Origin of the sequence: Halalkalibacter sp. APA_J-10(15) (assembly GCF_023017105.1) — a bacterium.
Classification (GTDB): domain Bacteria; phylum Bacillota; class Bacilli; order Bacillales; family Bacillaceae_D; genus Halalkalibacter.
Genome location: NZ_JALKEV010000016.1, coordinates 103748 through 120206, shown reverse-complemented (window position 1 = coordinate 120206; position 16459 = coordinate 103748). Strand labels below are relative to the sequence as shown.

The 16459-nt window shown below is 38.2% G+C and carries 18 protein-coding genes, 1 pseudogene and 1 riboswitch; of the genes and pseudogenes, 16 read left to right on the top strand and 3 right to left on the bottom strand.

The window, feature by feature from the left end:
- Positions 1-548 (top strand): annotated as a pseudogene (locus tag MW695_RS17645) (transposase); the annotation flags it as partial.
- A 74-nt stretch (positions 549-622) separates the two neighbouring features.
- Here MW695_RS17645 and MW695_RS17640 read toward each other — a convergent pair.
- Entirely contained in the window at positions 623-802 is a 180-nt protein-coding gene (locus tag MW695_RS17640) for an H-type small acid-soluble spore protein (protein WP_247106770.1), read from the bottom strand.
- Positions 803-985: 183 nt separating this feature from the next.
- On the opposite strand from MW695_RS17640, the gene MW695_RS17635 reads away from it, so the two are divergent.
- The 5 genes from MW695_RS17635 (at position 986) to sigF (ending at position 4252) form a co-directional block, all read left to right on the top strand.
- Positions 986-1189: an alpha/beta-type small acid-soluble spore protein gene (locus MW695_RS17635; RefSeq protein ID WP_247106769.1), complete on the top strand. Its 204-nt coding sequence runs from the start codon at positions 986-988 to the stop codon at positions 1187-1189.
- 195 nt (positions 1190-1384) lie between these two features.
- Positions 1385-2548: a D-alanyl-D-alanine carboxypeptidase family protein gene (locus MW695_RS17630; RefSeq protein ID WP_247106768.1), complete on the top strand. Its 1164-nt coding sequence runs from the start codon at positions 1385-1387 to the stop codon at positions 2546-2548.
- Between the two features lie 132 nt (positions 2549-2680).
- Complete coding sequence (gene spoIIAA, locus MW695_RS17625) at positions 2681-3031, top strand: anti-sigma F factor antagonist (protein WP_247106776.1); 351 nt, start codon at positions 2681-2683, stop codon at positions 3029-3031.
- Positions 3032-3472, top strand: a complete 441-nt coding sequence (gene spoIIAB, locus MW695_RS17620; RefSeq protein WP_247106767.1) for an anti-sigma F factor — start codon at positions 3032-3034, stop codon at positions 3470-3472. It abuts the gene before it with no gap.
- Between the two features lie 12 nt (positions 3473-3484).
- Positions 3485-4252, top strand: a complete 768-nt coding sequence (gene sigF, locus MW695_RS17615; RefSeq protein WP_247106766.1) for an RNA polymerase sporulation sigma factor SigF — start codon at positions 3485-3487, stop codon at positions 4250-4252.
- A 141-nt stretch (positions 4253-4393) separates the two neighbouring features.
- Here sigF and mtnA read toward each other — a convergent pair whose 3' ends face one another.
- Positions 4394-5440 (bottom strand): S-methyl-5-thioribose-1-phosphate isomerase, encoded by a 1047-nt coding sequence (mtnA, locus tag MW695_RS17610; RefSeq protein WP_247106765.1) that lies wholly within the window; start codon positions 5438-5440, stop codon positions 4394-4396.
- Positions 5437-6648, bottom strand: coding sequence for an S-methyl-5-thioribose kinase (mtnK, locus tag MW695_RS17605; protein ID WP_247106764.1), 1212 nt, complete (start codon positions 6646-6648; stop codon positions 5437-5439). The genes mtnA and mtnK overlap by 4 nt, the downstream gene beginning before the upstream one ends.
- 75 nt (positions 6649-6723) lie before the next feature.
- A riboswitch (SAM riboswitch) is annotated at positions 6724-6830 on the bottom strand.
- Positions 6831-6995: 165 nt separating this feature from the next.
- Between mtnK and MW695_RS17600 the strand changes: the two genes are divergently transcribed.
- The 10 genes from MW695_RS17600 to MW695_RS17555 all read left to right on the top strand — a co-directional run bounded on the left by MW695_RS17600 (position 6996) and on the right by MW695_RS17555 (position 16174).
- A complete protein-coding gene (locus MW695_RS17600) occupies positions 6996-8183 on the top strand; it encodes a 2,3-diketo-5-methylthiopentyl-1-phosphate enolase (RefSeq protein WP_247106763.1) in 1188 nt (395 codons plus the stop codon).
- A gap of 5 nt (positions 8184-8188) precedes the next feature.
- The gene (locus tag MW695_RS17595; RefSeq protein ID WP_247106762.1) at positions 8189-8836 is read left to right on the top strand and encodes a 2-hydroxy-3-keto-5-methylthiopentenyl-1-phosphate phosphatase; all 648 of its coding nucleotides are present in this window, start codon (positions 8189-8191) and stop codon (positions 8834-8836) included.
- Complete coding sequence (locus MW695_RS17590) at positions 8830-9471, top strand: methylthioribulose 1-phosphate dehydratase (protein WP_247106775.1); 642 nt, start codon at positions 8830-8832, stop codon at positions 9469-9471. The genes MW695_RS17595 and MW695_RS17590 overlap by 7 nt, the downstream gene beginning before the upstream one ends.
- Positions 9458-9991, top strand: coding sequence for a 1,2-dihydroxy-3-keto-5-methylthiopentene dioxygenase (locus MW695_RS17585; RefSeq protein ID WP_247106761.1), 534 nt, complete (start codon positions 9458-9460; stop codon positions 9989-9991). The genes MW695_RS17590 and MW695_RS17585 overlap by 14 nt, the downstream gene beginning before the upstream one ends.
- A gap of 151 nt (positions 9992-10142) precedes the next feature.
- The gene (gene asnB / locus MW695_RS17580) at positions 10143-12050 is read left to right on the top strand and encodes an asparagine synthase (glutamine-hydrolyzing) (RefSeq protein ID WP_483299870.1); all 1908 of its coding nucleotides are present in this window, start codon (positions 10143-10145) and stop codon (positions 12048-12050) included.
- 236 nt (positions 12051-12286) lie between these two features.
- Positions 12287-12748, top strand: coding sequence for a stage V sporulation protein AC (spoVAC, locus tag MW695_RS17575; protein WP_247106759.1), 462 nt, complete (start codon positions 12287-12289; stop codon positions 12746-12748).
- Between the two features lie 13 nt (positions 12749-12761).
- Complete coding sequence (gene spoVAD / locus MW695_RS17570) at positions 12762-13766, top strand: stage V sporulation protein AD (RefSeq protein ID WP_247106758.1); 1005 nt, start codon at positions 12762-12764, stop codon at positions 13764-13766.
- 1 nt (position 13767) lies between these two features.
- Positions 13768-14121, top strand: coding sequence for a stage V sporulation protein AE (gene spoVAE / locus MW695_RS17565; protein WP_247106757.1), 354 nt, complete (start codon positions 13768-13770; stop codon positions 14119-14121).
- 6 nt (positions 14122-14127) lie between these two features.
- Positions 14128-14736, top strand: coding sequence for a stage V sporulation protein SpoVABEA (gene spoVAEA / locus MW695_RS17560; protein ID WP_247106756.1), 609 nt, complete (start codon positions 14128-14130; stop codon positions 14734-14736).
- Positions 14690-16174, top strand: a complete 1485-nt coding sequence (locus MW695_RS17555) for a spore germination protein (RefSeq protein ID WP_247106755.1) — start codon at positions 14690-14692, stop codon at positions 16172-16174. The genes spoVAEA and MW695_RS17555 overlap by 47 nt, the downstream gene beginning before the upstream one ends.
- Positions 16175-16459 lie beyond the last annotated feature (285 nt).

Here is a 16459-nt window from a genome sequence, read left to right as displayed (position 1 = left end):
ATGCAGGCTACAAGACACCAAGTATTGCGAAGAAGCTTCAAGAAGAAGAAACAAGAGCGGTCATGCCTTACAAACGACCAATGACGCCTCCGGGCTACTTCCGAAAGCACGAGTTTGTGTATGATGACTACTACGATTGTTACATCTGTCCGCAAGACCAACTTCTTCATTACCGAACAACGAACAGAGAAGGATACCGTGAGTACAGCTCCAATCCGAGTGTGTGTCAGAATGGTCCCGTGCTTTCTCAATGTACCAAAAACAAAGACCATAAGAAGCTGGTCTTGCGCCACATTTGGCAGGATGCGTTGGACGAACCTGAAGGGGCTCGAAAAAAATTCAATGCAGGCGATGCTTGTTTTTGCTGCTATGAACCTGAAAAAACTGGCGACATGGCACTGGAGGAACACCCAACCGACAGTACCATCGCCGAAAAACCATACGAAAAATACAAAAACGGCTTTGAGAGTCATATCTCAAAGCCGTTTTGTCTACGGTCTGAAATATTCTTACTTGAGAATATTAATGATCATTGGATTTTTCTTTGATCGATCTACTTCTTGTTCCTGAATCAATATTAATTTGAGATCTATGATGGAATTTAGCTTGAATGTCAACTTTTTTATTCTTCGCTTAATTCATTTATTGGTACAATCGTACGTTCTTCAAGGGGGCCGCGTAAATGAACAACTGCTGTATGATCGGATTCATTGAAATCATCAATCCAAACGGAAGTTCCATTATAAGTGACGTCTACATCAGCAGTTGATGAAAGAATTTGTTTGATTCGTTTCATTTCCATAATTATACTTATCCTTTCTTTATGAAATAGGTTTTCAACGATAGTTTACGTACTTCGAAGAGATTTATGTAGCAAAGTGAAGTTTGAAGTTCAATATAAAGGGTTTTGGCAAATTTCACTAAGTATAGATTGAAGGAGTGGAAGCAAGCTATTGATGAACACAACAAAGTGAGGTGAGATAATATGGCTAACAACAACAACAGTAACCAATTAGTAGTACCTGGTGTTCAACAGGCATTGGATCAAATGAAGTATGAAATCGCTTCAGAATTTGGTGTGCAACTTGGACCTGACGCAACTTCTCGCGCAAATGGTTCAGTTGGTGGAGAAATTACTAAGCGCTTGGTACAACAAGCTGAGTCACAAATGGGTGGCTTTTCAAAATAATTTAGTTACTTTTATATTGATGGCGTAGCTCGGGAGGTATAATCCTTCCGAGCTGTTTTGCTCTTTCAAGTGAATAGTAAAAAATGAAAGGTATAAAGATTGAAAAAATGGTAAAGATGGAAAGAGCAAACTTAGGTGAAGTGTCACAAAGGTTGTGAGTACGACAATGAAAATAAAATTGGAGGTCGGATGGAGATGAGGAAAGTTCTATCCAGTATTGTATGTGTCAGTATCATCATCGGTTTATGGGCACCGACAGTTATTGCAGCCGAGAAACAAGTGAAATTAGCAGAAAATGCAACCTCAGCAATTGTTATTGAAAGAGATACAGGTGAAATTATATTTGAGAAAAATAAAGACGAGAAATTACCACCTGCTAGTATGACTAAAATCATGACGATGCTATTAATTATGGAGGCACTTGAACGTGAAGCGATTACATATGATGACATGGTCCGTACAAGTGAATATGCCGCCTCTATGGGTGGATCACAAATCTTTTTAGAACCGGGTGAAGAAATGACTGTTCGTGATATGCTGAAAGCGATCGCAGTTGCTTCAGGTAATGACGCATCTGTTGCAATGGCTGAGCATATTGCTGGGACAGAAGAAGAATTTGTTGAAATGATGAATAACAAAGCGAAGAATTTAGGATTAGAGCATACTCGATTTGTAAATGTCAATGGTCTTCCGGCCGATGAACATTATTCATCAGCTCATGACTTGGCGATCATGTCAAAAGAATTATTAAAGTATGAAGACATCACAAATTTTACAGGGATTTACGAAGATTATTTGCGTCAAGATAGTGAAGACCCTTTTTGGCTTGTAAATACAAATAAGCTAGTGAAATTCTATCCAGGAGTAGATGGGTTGAAAACGGGCTTTACTCAAGAGGCGAAATATTGCTTAGCAGCTACAGCGGAGAAAAAGGGAATGAGAATTATTACGGTTGTAATGGGTGCCCCTTCTCCAAAGGAACGAAACGCTCAAATTACGTCGATGCTAGATTATGCGTTTAGTCAATATGAAACACATCAATTATATGACCGTGGTTATGTGATGGCTGATGTGAACGTTAGCAAAGGGGATAAGAAGCAGGTTGCAGCAATGACTGCTGAATCGGTATCACTTTTAACGAAAAAAGGAATAAAAATAGATGATGTTGTTGAACGCATACAGTTGAATGACGATTTACGTGCTCCGATTGAGAAAGGTGCTGTTATTGGAACTCTTTACATTGAAAAAGAAGGACAACTGTTAAACGAAACGAAATTATTAGCAGAGAGCGATGTACAGGAGGCCTCGTGGTGGACGATCTTTAAACGAACGATTGGGAAATTTGCTGTATCTTCTTAAGGAGATTGACTTCTTTGTTCGAAAAAGCACTAGTTTTGTCATGGAACAGGAATTAACAGAGTATAAGGAGAATTTCTCTAGCAAAGGAGCACATCTTTTGTGCAAATTGAACCTAGAGGGAGAGTGATCATGTTGAGTTTGCAAATTGGTGTAGAGGAAAGAGGAGCTGTATTACTTGTTCGTCTCATTGGAGAGCTTGATCATCATACGGCAGAGGAGTTGCGAACGCAAGTAGAGAATAAGCTAGTACAACATGAAGTGAGGCATATCGTTTTAAATTTAGAGCAACTTTCATTTATGGATAGCTCAGGTCTTGGCGTCATATTAGGCAGGTATAAGCAAGTAAAAGCAGTGGGTGGTGAAATGGTTGTTTGTGCCATTTCACCAGCTGTTAAACGCTTGTTTGAACTTTCAGGCTTATTTAAAATTATTCGATTAGAAGAGAGCGAGCAGTATGCGTTACAGACTTTGGGGGTGGCATAAATGAAAAATCATATGGACTTACAATTTTCGGCTGTTAGTCAAAATGAATCATTTGCTAGAATAACGGTTGCTGCTTTCATTGCTCAGCTTGATCCGACGATGGATGAATTAACGGAAATTAAAACGGTTGTATCTGAAGCTGTTACGAATGCGATTATTCATGGATATCATAACGATCCAAATGGTCTCGTATATATTCATGTTAAATTAGTCGAGAATGCCATTGAACTCATTATTCGTGATGAAGGATTAGGAATACAAGACATTGAAGAAGCGAGAATGCCATTATATACGTCAAAGCCAGAGCTTGAACGATCAGGAATGGGCTTTACGATTATGGAAAACTTTATGGATCATGTTGATGTTGTTTCAGAACCGATGATTGGAACAACCGTATATTTGAAGAAAACTCTTACAAATAGCAAAGCTATGTGTAATTAAGGGGTTTTGACTATGGATGTGGAGGTTAAACAGCAAAAAAAGCAGCAAAGATCTCATTTTACAGATGAGGAAGTAAAGGAATTAATAGCGAAAAGTCAAGCTGGGGATCAAGAGGCAAGGGATATGATTGTTAATCGTAATACGCGCCTCGTATGGTCTGTTGTTCAGCGCTTTATGAATCGAGGGTATGAGGCTGACGACTTGTTCCAGATTGGGTGTATTGGATTAATTAAATCGGTAGATAAATTTGATCTTTCCTATGATGTGAAATTTTCAACCTATGCTGTACCGATGATTATAGGGGAAATTCAACGCTTTTTACGAGATGATGGTACGGTAAAGGTAAGTCGTTCGATTAAGGAATTAAGTAACAAAATTCGCAAAGTAAAAGATGACATGACAAAGACACTAGGACGAACGCCAACGGTTAATGAAATTGCTAAGTATTTAGATATTTCACCGGAAGAAGTTGTTTTTGCTGGAGAAGCGAGCAAATCCTTATCATCAATCCATGAAACTGTCTATGAAAATGATGGCGATCCGATTACACTTCTTGATCAAATAGCTGATCAAACAGAAACGAAATGGTTTGATAAAATCGCTTTAAAGGAAGCGATACGAGATTTGGACGAACGTGAACGATTAATTGTTTATTTGCGGTATTATAAAGATCAGACTCAGTCTGAGGTTGCAAACCGTTTAGGTATTTCACAAGTACAAGTTTCAAGGTTAGAAAAGAAAATATTGGAACAAATGAAAAACGAAATGAGTGAACCATAATAATAAGGCTTGTCGCAAAAAATGACTTGATACTTTTGTGACAAGCCTTAATTTTCTAATCAAATGGGGAAAACATAGAGGGTGTTGGGAAACTCACACGCCGCTTTAAAGAAAAGACACTGTCGCGTTTTTCTTATCTATTTAAAACAGTTTAGCTAACCCGTCGATATAATTTCCACCACTAATAACTCCTTTTTCTGTTATGATACCTGTAATATACTCAGATGGAGTTACATCAAAAGCAGGATTATATACTTGTATATCAGTAGGGGAGATTTGCTGACCATTAATCGTTCTAATTTCATCAGCATGTCGCTCTTCAATTTCAATTTCATCGCCAGAAGCTGTATCGAGATCAATTGTTGAAAGTGGGGCAGCGACATAGAATGGAATATTTAAGGCTTTAGCGATTAAAGCAATACCGAATGTTCCAATCTTATTAGCTGTATCTCCATTAGCTGCAATTCGATCTGCTCCGACAATGACGGCGTTGATCCCTTTTGATTTCATTGTATGTGCTGCCATATTGTCTGTAATTAGAGTGACGTTTACACCAAGGTTTTGTAATTCCCATGCCGTTAGTCGTGCTCCTTGTAAGACAGGTCTAGTCTCACAAGCAAAAGCATTTAATGTGATTCCTTGCTCCTTTGCAAGGTAAAATGGAGCAAGAGCTGTACCATATCGAGCTGTTGCAATACCACCTGCGTTACAATGTGTAAGAAGGGTATCTCCATCTTCAAATAAAGCTAAGCCATGTTCGCCAATCGCTCTACATACAGCTTCATCTTCTTCCTGTATAAGCTTTGCTTCATTTAATAGTAGTTGCTTTGCCTCTGATACAGTGCTGGCTGATTTAGTTACCTTAACAACCCGTCTAATAGCCCAAAATAAATTGACAGCAGTTGGTCTTGCTGATTCTAAGTAGGTGGCCTGTTCTTGGAGTGAAGCTAAATAGGTCTGGAAGTCATCTCCTTCAAATGCTTGAGACCATAAACATAACCCATAGGCAGCAGAAATACCAATGGCTGGAGCACCTCTTACTTTTAATTCAAAGATAGCATCCCAAATATCTTGTATCGCTGTTAACGTTAAAAATACGGTTTGCTGTGGTAATAGTCGTTGGTCTAGCAGTTTAACATGATTGTTATTCCATTCAACCGAACGAATCGGTTCTACTGCTTTTGTCATTGTGTCACAACCTTCTTTAGTTCATTAATGGATGTTATTTGTGATCGGTTCATAATAAGTGTTTTCCCTAATGTAATAGCAGAGCGTTTAACGTTCAAGCGTAATTCCTCATTTTCAATAGCTTCAACGTCTTCAACACCAGCTAATCCAATCATTCGACGAATCATTTTACAACCAGCAAAGCCAAGAGTATCTTGAAAAATTTGTTTAAGTACATCATCTAAGTAACCATCTACTTTCATAAATGAATCTTGACTATTGTCCTGCCATAATGCACCGAATTCTACATCAAATATGTTCCATGTTTCTATTAATACACTTAGTAAATAGTCTTGATACTCATTTCTTGTCTGATCATTTTCAATATGACCCTCTTGAGATAGATAGCTTAGTAGAATATTGGCAATAAAGGCGCCGATATCAAAACCCATTGGGCCGAAGTAAGCAAACTCAGGATCAATGACAACTGTTTCCTCAGTTGAAGCAAATATACTACCAGTATGAAGGTCTCCGTGAATGAGCGCTTCTCCTTTTGTTAAGAAAAGGTGTTTCAAAGAAGCAACTTCTCTTTTTAATGTCTTATCTGACCAAAGCGTTGTTTCGACAAACTCTCTTAATTTGCTCGGAATATTATTTGTGTCATGGTCAAAGAATGGGTCTGTAAAGACAAGATCTTCTGTAATTTTACAAAGCTCAGGGTTGTTGAAATGTAACGTTAATTTCTTCTTCTCTTGTTGATTCATCCCAAAATCAGAATGATAAAATAAAGTATGCGCTAAAAAAGTCCCGATATCCCGTGCAAGACGAGGATAAACTTTTCCTTCAATTAATCCTTTTCGTACTATTTGTAGATGAGATAAGTCATCCATGACAGTGACAGCCAATGTATGATCAGAATGATAAACGCGAGGCGTAAACTCTGGTACAACTTCATAGGCGTGTTTTAATGCTTCGCTTTCGATACGCGCACGATCAAGTGTTAATGGCCAACTAGAACCGACCACCTTTGCGTATGGTAAGGCTTGCTTCAATATAATTGATTTATTCGTTTCTTTATTTTGGATGCGAAAAACAAGATTGAGATTACCATCCCCAATTTCCTCAGCTTCTAAAACATCATTTTGTGTAAATAGACCGATTTGTTTACTATAGGCTATTGCCGTTTCAATTGTAAAAGGTTCATATCTAACAGTATCTATAGTCATCATCTTTCCTCCCTTTCGCTCATTCAAATGAAAAATCCTCTTGATTTATCAAGAGGATTGAAACAGAACTGTTCGTTCCTCTCATCTTTCAGAATGGATTTCATTCTGTTGGAAGTAGCACCTTCGCGTAATGCAGGTTGCCGGGCGTCATCGGTCCAAATCCCTCAGCCTTCTCATGATAAGAGTGTTATTCATAGTCATTTAATATACGGTCATGTTACACTTTTTCAATATAGTTTGTCAATTCAGATTGTTTGAAAAGTAAAAAGATTGACGAAAAAATAGAATACTGTCATAATTTTTAATTAATGAACGAATACATATCTGTTGATATATAGGTGGTGGCAAATATGGGTGAGGTACTAGCAACCTACCTAATAGATGGAACAACGAATATTGAAAAAAAAGCCGATTCGATTGCGGTTGGATTAACGGTTGGATCATGGACAAACCTTCCTTCAGTCGAACAAGAACAATTAAAAAAGCATAAAGGGCGAGTTGTTAAAACAGAAATCTTAGATGAAAAATCAGTCATAACGATTGGGTACCCAAGTTTGAATTTCACGAATGATATTCCGGCTATTTTGACAACGGTATTTGGAAAGCTCTCTTTGGATGGTAAAGTAAAATTAGTGGATCTTTCCTTTAGTGAAAATTTAAAGAAAGAATATCCTGGACCAAAAGTAGGGCTAGAAGGGATTCGTAAGCTTTCTGGAGCTTATGATCGTCCATTGTTGATGAGCATTTTCAAAGGGGTAATCGGCCGAGATTTATCTTCTTTGAAGGAACAGATGAAAGGTCAAGCACTTGGTGGTGTTGATATCGTCAAAGACGATGAAATACTGTTTGAAAATGAACGGACACCTTTAACTGAGCGAATTAGAGTCTGCAAAGAAGCACTCACGGAAAGTGAAGTGGAAACAGGAAAAAGAACACTATATGCAGCAAATATTACAGGCCGTACGTTTCAGTTGAAGGAGCAAGCAAAACGGGCTGTAGATGCAGGCGCAGATTTACTTCTATTCAACGTCTTTTCATATGGGTTAGACGTGCTACAAGAATTAACAGAGGACCCGGACATTCCACTGCCTATAATGGCACATCCTGCATTTTCAGGTGCGATGATTTCATCAACGGATTACGGTTTATCACCTTCTCTTCTTCTTGGAAAACTTTCGCGTATGGCTGGTGCGGATCTTGTCTTATTCCCATCTCCTTATGGATCTGTCGCGATGGCCAAGGAAGAAACGATTAAAATTGCTCGTGAATTGACCGATAAAGATCTGTTTCATCGGGCCTTTCCCGTGCCATCTGCTGGTATTCATCCTGGTCTAACACCGAAGTTATACGAAGACTTTGGGATCGATAGTGTGATTAATGCTGGCGGAGGAATTCATGGTCACCCTGGAGGGGCACCTGCTGGTGGAAAAGCATTTCGACAAGCAATTAATGCGGTTATGCAAGGTCAATCATTAAAGGATGCAGCCTTACATTCAGCGGAACTCCGTCAAGCAATTGAGCTTTGGGGAGGAGCGTAAAAAGAATGAAGCCTGTTATTTTTTGTGACTTTGATGGGACGATTACAACGAACGATAATATTATTGCAATTATGAAAGAATTTGCTCCTCCTGAGTGGAATGAAATCAAGGATCAAATTTTAGAAGAGACAATCTCGATCCAGCAAGGTGTCGGGCAGCTCTTCCGCTTACTACCATCTTCTTCGAAGCAACAGCTGATCGATTTTATTTTAGCTGATGCAAAGATTCGCGAAGGCTTTGACGATTTTGTCGCTTATACAAAGGAGCAAGGAATAGAATTGATCATTGTAAGTGGTGGCATTGATTTCTTTGTTTATCCTTTATTAAAGGCATATGAATTACCGGTTTATTGTAATTCGGCAAGCTTTGATGAGGAGACAATCAAAATTGAATGGCCTCATGAATGTGACGCTTTTTGTGAGAATGATTGCGGTTGCTGCAAGCCTTCTATTATTCGTAAGGAAGCAAAAGGTAGAGATATTATTGTCATTGGCGATTCGATAACCGATTTACAAGCGGCAAAACAAGCTGATTTCGTTTTAGCACGAGATTTATTATTAGAAAAATGTCAACAATTGAATCTGAAACATGCACCATTTGTTACGTTTCATGATTGTATAGAAATGTTGAACGAAAGGGGGCTCGAATCTTGATTCTGCATTGGAATGAACTTGCAAGTATTAAAAGAGAACTAGCAGTAAGAGATTGGTTTCCAGGAACGAGTGGAAATTTATCAATTAAAGTACAGGATGAGCCACTTCAATGTTTAGTAACGGTAAGTGGCAAGGATAAGTACAAAGAAACAAATGAGGATTTTGTTCTAGTTAATGAAGATGCGGAGCCTTTAACCGATGAAGGTAAGCCATCGGCTGAAACCGTCATACATTTAGAAGTGTATAAAAAGACAGATGCTGGTTGCAGCCTGCACGTACATACGCTAGATAATAACTTAATATCTGAGCTCTATTTTGAACAAGGATTTATTACATTCAAAGGAGTCGAGCTTATTAAAGCATTTGGAATTTGGGCGGAAGATGGTCAATTAACGATCCCTATCGTTGAAAATTATAGTGACCTTCCTACGCTGGGTAAGGCTATTAGTCACGTGATTGAACCCGACACAAAGGCCGTCCTGATTCGTAATCATGGTATTACTGTGTGGGGACGTAATGCGTTTGAGGCCAAGCGTCATCTAGAGGCTTGTGAATTTTTATTTTCATATCAAATGAAGCTGCTTCATGCAAAAGCAGCAAATTTAAAGGAGGTTATTAAAAATGGCAGTTATTAAAATTCGTAACACGAATGAAGTGATTCAAGGAACAGAAGAGGTGAAAGCATTTCTCGAAAGTCAAGAAGTATTGTATGAAAAATGGGATATGTCTAAGCTACCAGATCATTTAAAGGAACGCTTTGATTTATCAGATGAAGATAAGCAGGAAATTTTAAATAACTTTGATGACGATATTCGCTCATTAGGTGAACGTAGAGGCTATGTGAACTGGGATGTCATTTCGTTATCTGAAAGTACTCCTAATTTAGAGGAACTTTTGAAAAAGTTTGAGAACGTTCATACTCATACTGATGATGAAGTTCGTGCTATTACAGCAGGTCATGGTATTTTCATTGTAAAAGGTGAAAATGGTTATTTTGACATTGAACTAGAAGCTGGTGATGTGATTTCTGTTCCAGAGTACACACCTCACTTTTTCACGTTAATGGATGATCGTCAAGTTGTTGCTGTTCGTCTATTTATTGATACTGAAGGTTGGGTTGCTCATCCTTATGAGGAAAAAGAATATAAGCTTTAATCAGACCGTAGAATAAAACGCCTTTGAGAAAAAATCTCAAAGGCGTTTTTACCTATGACCATGCAGAAAAGATTTGTAGTGATGTAACCTTTATCGAGTTCTATTCGTTTTATGATCAAATGACGCTTTCGATGAAGAAGGGAAGATGCACATGTGTGGTTTTGTTGTTCGAATTAGTGGACAAGCTGAAAAAGGCTCCTATAAAAAGATGATGGGGTGTAATCGCTATATTCATCATCGTGGTCCAGATCAGGTTGGTTACTTAAAAGGAGATTATATGGAGATGGCTTTTTCAAGATTGAGCATTATTGATGTAGAAGGGGGAAATCAACCACTCACTTATGAGGATCACCGCTATTCAATTGTATTTAATGGTGAGATCTATAATTATATTGAGTTACGTGACGAATTAAAGGAAAAAGGAAAAGAATTTCAAACATCTTCAGATACCGAGGTTATACTTGCTCTCTATAGTGAGATTGGAATGCAGTTTGTGGAGAAGCTAAGAGGTATGTTCGCATTTGTTATTTGGGATAAGATGAAGAATCAGGCGATTATTAGCCGAGATCGTTTTGGTATCAAGCCGCTCTATTATCATGAAGATGAAAAGAGCATTATTTTTTCTTCAGAAAAAAAATGTATAACTCAACGAATTAAGGATGGCAACCTTAATAAACAAGCTCTTCATCATTATTTTTCATTCCAATATGTACCAGAGCCTTATACGATGACTGACTCGATTCTACGTGTAGAGCCTGGTATGGTTGCGATAAAAGAAATTGGTAAACCTTTGCAAAAAGAGTTTTATTGGAAACCTATTTTGACTACGTCATATAAAACGGAAGATGACTGGATAAAAGATATAAAAAATGTTGTTTGTGATTCAGTTGAGAAGCATATGAGAAGTGATGTAGCAGTAGGATGTTTTTTATCTGGTGGAATTGATTCTACGATTATCACAACTTTGGCAAGTGAACATCACCCTGGTATTAAAGCTTTCTCAATAGGTTTTGAAGAAGATGGTTATAGTGAAGTGGATGTAGCAGAAAAAACAGCAAAGGAGCTTGATATCGAACATCACGTTTCATATTTATCAGCACATTCCTATAAAGAGGAGCTTCCAAAACTTCTTTGGCATTTAGATGATCCGTTTGCTGATCCTGCTGCTGTTCCGCTATACTTTGTTGCGAAAGAGGCAAGTCAACATGTCAAAGTGGTCCTTTCTGGTGAAGGAGCGGATGAACTATTTGGAGGATATACGATTTACAGGGAACCAATTAGTCTATCTCCATTTAACAAGGTTCCAACAGCTTTGAAGCCTGTATTGGCCAAATTGGCTTACCTAATACCAGAAGGAGTAAAAGGGAAAAGTTGGATAGAACGAGGGATTACTCCGTTAGAGAATCGTTATATTGGTAATGCGTTTATTTTTAAAGAAACAGAAAAAATGAAATTATTAAAATCATATAACTCAATATATACAAATGGAAGGATAACAGATGCTATTTACCAAGAAAGTGTTGGAGAAGACCCGATACAAAGAATGCAGCATATAGATTTAATGACTTGGTTACGTGGTGATATTCTAATGAAAGCTGATAAAATGACGATGGCCCATTCATTGGAATTGAGAGTACCCTTTCTTGATTCATATGTATTTGAGGTAGCCTCGCAATTGCCACCCGAAGCTAAAACAGCTAAAGGTACAACGAAGTATCTGTTACGAAAGGCATTTGCTGATCGTATTCCTGCACATGTAGTTGCTCGTAGAAAGCTTGGCTTTCCTGTTCCTTTACGTGTGTGGTTACGCAATGAGTGGTTTGATTGGGTAGAGGAACTCATTCGAGAAAGTGAGGCATCTTATTTACTTAATAAATCGTTTGTTCGAGAACTTCTTTATGAACACGCTCGTGAAGAGGCTGATCATAGTCGAAAATTATGGACCGTTATTTGTTTTATTATTTGGCATCAAGTTTTCATAGAAAAGAAATATGACATTGAAAAGTGGTTAACAGATGTTAAGGATGAAGATCAGCAACCATTTTGTAGTATTAGTTAAAAAGGAAGGGTAAAGAAGGTGAATGCAACCTTTTTTATTCTTCTTTTTTTTAAAAGGTAAAAATAAAAAAGTTCTAAGAAGATTAATCAAAATGGGTGTAAGTCGATTCAGGGGGGATAGGCTCCGTACGTAATTGCGTTTAGAAATGAAGATTAACAATTTAATGTATGTTCTTAAAATAATTTTATCATACTAACATTACTATTTAATTGATCGAAGGTAAGGGGGAACTGTATGTGCTAACAGAAGGAGAAAAGAAACAGTATAAAAAAAACATAACATTATACCAGCCTAAAAAGCACGTTTTAAAAAATGGATTAAAAGCATTCATTATAGGCGGTCTCATTTGTACATTTGGTCAATGGTTGAGTAAGGTTTACATGACTTATTTACCTTTTACAGAAGAAGAGGCAATGAGTTCCATGCTGGCAACGTTAATATTATTAGCTGCACTCGCAACAGGGGTAGGTGTGTATGATCGTTTAGGGCAATTTGCCGGTGCAGGCTCACTTGTTCCAGTTACTGGATTTTCTAATGCGATGACAAGTTCAGCACTTGAACACAAAAGTGAAGGCCTCGTATTCGGGATTGGGGCAAATATGTTTAAACTAACCGGTGCTGTTATAGCATTTGGAGTAGTTTCAGCGTATGTGGTTGCCTTAACAAGGTTGTTGGTTTCAATGTTGATTAATTCGTAAGGAGCGTGTTTACTTGCAAAGAAAAGGGAAAAATACGTGGTTATTTAATGCTCCTGTTTATGTTCAGTCTACTGGTACAGCAGTAGGACCCCAAGAAGGTAAAGGACCCATTCAAGATAGCTTTGACAAAGTGTATGAAAACTTGTATGCCGGTCAAGATAATTGGGAATTAGCTGAAAGACAACTTATGAAAGATGCGATTGACTATGCATTAAAAAAAGCAGAAAAGAAAAAAGAAGATATTGACTATTTTTTAGCCGGAGATTTACTGAATCAAATTGTTACTTCTAATTATATTGCTCGTGAATTAGAGATTCCTTACTTCGGGTTGTTTTCAGCGTGTGCAACGGTAGCTGAAGCGATTGCGTTGGGAGCATTGTTTGTGGATACGAACGTAGCTGACAGAGTACTAGTCGCTGTCAGTAGTCATAATGCTACAGCTGAGAGACAATTTAGAAACCCTACTGAATTCGGTGGGCAACGTCCTGATACAGCTACTTTTACTGTAACAGGAGCTGGTGCGATGGTCATCGGTTCAGTTAAAAGTCAAATTCGAATTACGAGTGCGACAGTTGGAGAAGTTGTTGATTTAGGTATGAAAAACCCATATGATTTGGGATCTGCTATGGCTCCGGCAGCGGCCAACACTATTCTTAAGCATTCTAAGGAAATGAAGCGTGATCCATCTTATTACGATGTTATTGTAACAGGTGATTTATCACGAGTAGGAAGTGGAATTTTGCACAGACTATTGGAAGAAGATCATATTTCACTAAATAACCATGAAGATTGTGGCATTATGATATTTGATCAAGAGCAGCCTGTTTTTTCTGGTGGTAGTGGAGCAGCGTGTGCAGCAGTTGTTACGTTTGGTCATTTACTCAGTGAAATGAAACGAGGTGCGATTAGAAAAATGCTTGTTGTGGCAACAGGTGCATTATTAAGTCCGCTTATGATGCAGCAAAGTGAGTCCATACCTAGTATTGCACATGCTGTCTCCTTTGAATGGGAGGATTGACATGTTTGAGTATGTTGCTGCATTTCTTGTCGGTGGAACGATATGTTTTATTGGTCAAATGTTAATGGATATAGGAAAACTTTCACCAACACACACATTGAGCACGTTAGTAGTAGCAGGAGCTTTGTTGGATGGTTATCATCTATATGATCGATTGATTGACTTTGCAGGTGCTGGAGCGACAGTACCGATTACAAGCTTTGGGCACTCACTCGTACATGGAGCTATGTCTGAAGGAGGACGATATGGATTCTTCGGAGTTGGGATGGGCGTTTTTGAAGTAACGTCGGTCGGGATTTCTTCAACTATTCTATTTAGTTTTTTAGTCGCTCTTTTCTTTAAACCGAGAGGATGAATGGACATGGTATTGAAGCGGAAAGTCATCTTTATTACTGATGGGGATGAAGCAGCTCGTAAAGCGGTTGAGTGTGTCGCTTCAGATTTAGGTGGGCGCTGTATTAGTCGATCAGCAGGAAATCCGAGCACGCTTAATGGTGAGCAATTGCTTTCCTACATATTTGAAACGCCAGTTGACCCTGTTTTGGTCATGTTTGATGATTGCGGTTATCGAGAATTAGGACCGGGAGAGAAAGCGATGAAAGCTGTTGCCGAGCACCCAAACATTGAAGTCATTGGAGCAATTGCGGTAGCTTCATCGACACATTGTTCAGAGTGGTCAGACGTAAATGTGAGCATAGATCGGTTTGGCTATTTAACAGAGTTCGGAGTAGATAAGGAGGGTCTCCCTGATTTAGAAAAAGGAAGAATAAATGGAGATACCGTATATGTGTTGGATCAATTAAATATTCCGATTATTATCGGTATCGGTGATATAGGAAAGATGGCTGGACGTGATTCAGTTGAAAAAGGAGCACCTATAACAAAGAAAGCAGTAGAGATTATTTTAGAACGGAGCGGATATCATGAGTCAAACAAAGGAAAAGCAAACACCGATATCACCCGAAATTAGGAAAAATGAAGAACTACTAAAGCAACGTCTAGGTTTTGATCAATCATTTGATGTAGGTGTTAGGAAGCTTACTGTATTTGATAAAGAGTTGCAAATCTATTTTGTCAATGGTCTTTGTGATAACCTGTTCATTATTGAAATTTTACGTGAGCTAATGCTACTCGATTCACGTGGGAAAAAATCTGATGTTATAGATTATAAGCAAACAGTTATTAATCATTTGCCTCATGTTCAAGTTGAATTTGTCGATACACTTGAAGATGCGGCAACACAAATGTTATCAGGTTTAATTTCTATTTTAGTTGAAGGTGAAAAGCAAGCGATCGTAATAGATGTCCGTGATTATCCAGGTCGTGGTCCTGAAGAACCTGATACTGAACGAGTTGTACGTGGAGCGCGAGATGGCTATACGGAAAATATCATCTTGAATACAGGTTTAACAAGAAGAAGAATTCGTGATGAGCGCTTACGAAATGAAATTTTGAAGGTTGGAACTCGTTCAAAGACGGATGTGTGTATATCCTATATAGAGGGCATCGCTGATCCAAAAATGGTTAAAATAGTAAAAAAAGAACTTGAGGCTATCCAAATTGATGGCATTTCAATGGCAGATAAGATTGTTGAAGAATATATGGTTAAGCAGGGGATGAACCCATTTCCTCTTGTGCGGTATACAGAGAGACCAGATGTTGCAGCTGACCATTTATTGGAGGGGCATATCATTATATTGGTTGATACGTCCCCAAGTGTTATTATAACTCCAACTACTTTATTTCATCATGTACAACATGCAGAAGAGTATCGTCAAGCACCTATGATCGGAACGGTATTGAGGTGGGTCCGATTTATTGGAATTATGTTTTCGTTACTTATTTTGCCTTTCTGGTTATTATTGGTTATGCAGCCGTCGCTTTTGCCTGCTGGTTTAGACTTTATTGGGCCTGAAGAAATGAATAATATACCGGTTGTTGTACAAATCTTATTTGCAGAATTAGGAATCGAGCTTTTAAGAATGGCTGCGGTTCATACACCATCACCATTGGCGACTGCACTTGGGTTAGTTGCTGCCATACTAATAGGGGAATTAGCTGTTGAGGTCGGTTATTTTACACCAGAAGTTATACTCTACATTGCTTTAGGCGCGATTGGGATGTTTGCAACGCCAAGCTATGAATTGGGGATTGCTTTTAGAATGGTTAGAGTGTTACTTATTCTAATAGTTGCGTTCTTTAAGTTGCCAGGGTTTGTCATTGGTTTAACGGTCTTTATGATAGCATTAACGATCATTAAGACATTTAATAAACCATATTTATGGCCATTTCTCCCATTCGATCCACCTGCGATGTGGCACATTCTAGTCAGGTCATCTGTACCAACATTACGCTTTAGACCGTCAATTGTTCATCCACAGAATGTTGTGAAGCAACGGTCGGAATGAAGTACTTCAATTAGTTTACTCACGCAGGAAGAGAATCACTAAAGGGGCATGCCTTCTTTAGTGATGTTTTTTTGCTTAGACATTACTAATTGAGTAGAAGCATAATCAAGTTGAGTCTAAGCGAATTAAGAGAAGTGCGGCAACTTCGTAAGTTACATGATTGGTTGTGTACTAAGTACTTTCATCTAACCTTAAAACTATTGTAGCGACTGCGAATGAAACTTTTGCGGAAAGATTGCTAATGATTCTTTCTTATTTGAATATTCTACTTTTCTGTGATAAAGT

Excerpts from the sequence above, each read along its gene's own strand:
- spoIIAB (WP_247106767.1), top strand. The coding sequence starts at position 3,032 with ATGAAAAATCATATGGACTTACAATTTTCGGCTGTTAGTCAAAATGAA.
- MW695_RS17585 (WP_247106761.1), top strand. The coding sequence starts at position 9,458 with ATGGCAGTTATTAAAATTCGTAACACGAATGAAGTGATTCAAGGAACA.
- spoVAEA (WP_247106756.1), top strand. The coding sequence starts at position 14,128 with ATGGTATTGAAGCGGAAAGTCATCTTTATTACTGATGGGGATGAAGCA.
- sigF (WP_247106766.1), top strand. The coding sequence starts at position 3,485 with ATGGATGTGGAGGTTAAACAGCAAAAAAAGCAGCAAAGATCTCATTTT.
- MW695_RS17640 (WP_247106770.1), bottom strand. The coding sequence starts at position 802 with ATGGAAATGAAACGAATCAAACAAATTCTTTCATCAACTGCTGATGTA.
- MW695_RS17555 (WP_247106755.1), top strand. The coding sequence starts at position 14,690 with ATGAGTCAAACAAAGGAAAAGCAAACACCGATATCACCCGAAATTAGG.
- mtnK (WP_247106764.1), bottom strand. The coding sequence starts at position 6,648 with ATGATGACTATAGATACTGTTAGATATGAACCTTTTACAATTGAAACG.
- MW695_RS17630 (WP_247106768.1), top strand. The coding sequence starts at position 1,385 with ATGAGGAAAGTTCTATCCAGTATTGTATGTGTCAGTATCATCATCGGT.
- MW695_RS17635 (WP_247106769.1), top strand. The coding sequence starts at position 986 with ATGGCTAACAACAACAACAGTAACCAATTAGTAGTACCTGGTGTTCAA.
- MW695_RS17600 (WP_247106763.1), top strand. The coding sequence starts at position 6,996 with ATGGGTGAGGTACTAGCAACCTACCTAATAGATGGAACAACGAATATT.
- asnB (WP_483299870.1), top strand. The coding sequence starts at position 10,143 with ATGTGTGGTTTTGTTGTTCGAATTAGTGGACAAGCTGAAAAAGGCTCC.
- spoVAE (WP_247106757.1), top strand. The coding sequence starts at position 13,768 with ATGTTTGAGTATGTTGCTGCATTTCTTGTCGGTGGAACGATATGTTTT.
- mtnA (WP_247106765.1), bottom strand. The coding sequence starts at position 5,440 with ATGACAAAAGCAGTAGAACCGATTCGTTCGGTTGAATGGAATAACAAT.
- MW695_RS17595 (WP_247106762.1), top strand. The coding sequence starts at position 8,189 with ATGAAGCCTGTTATTTTTTGTGACTTTGATGGGACGATTACAACGAAC.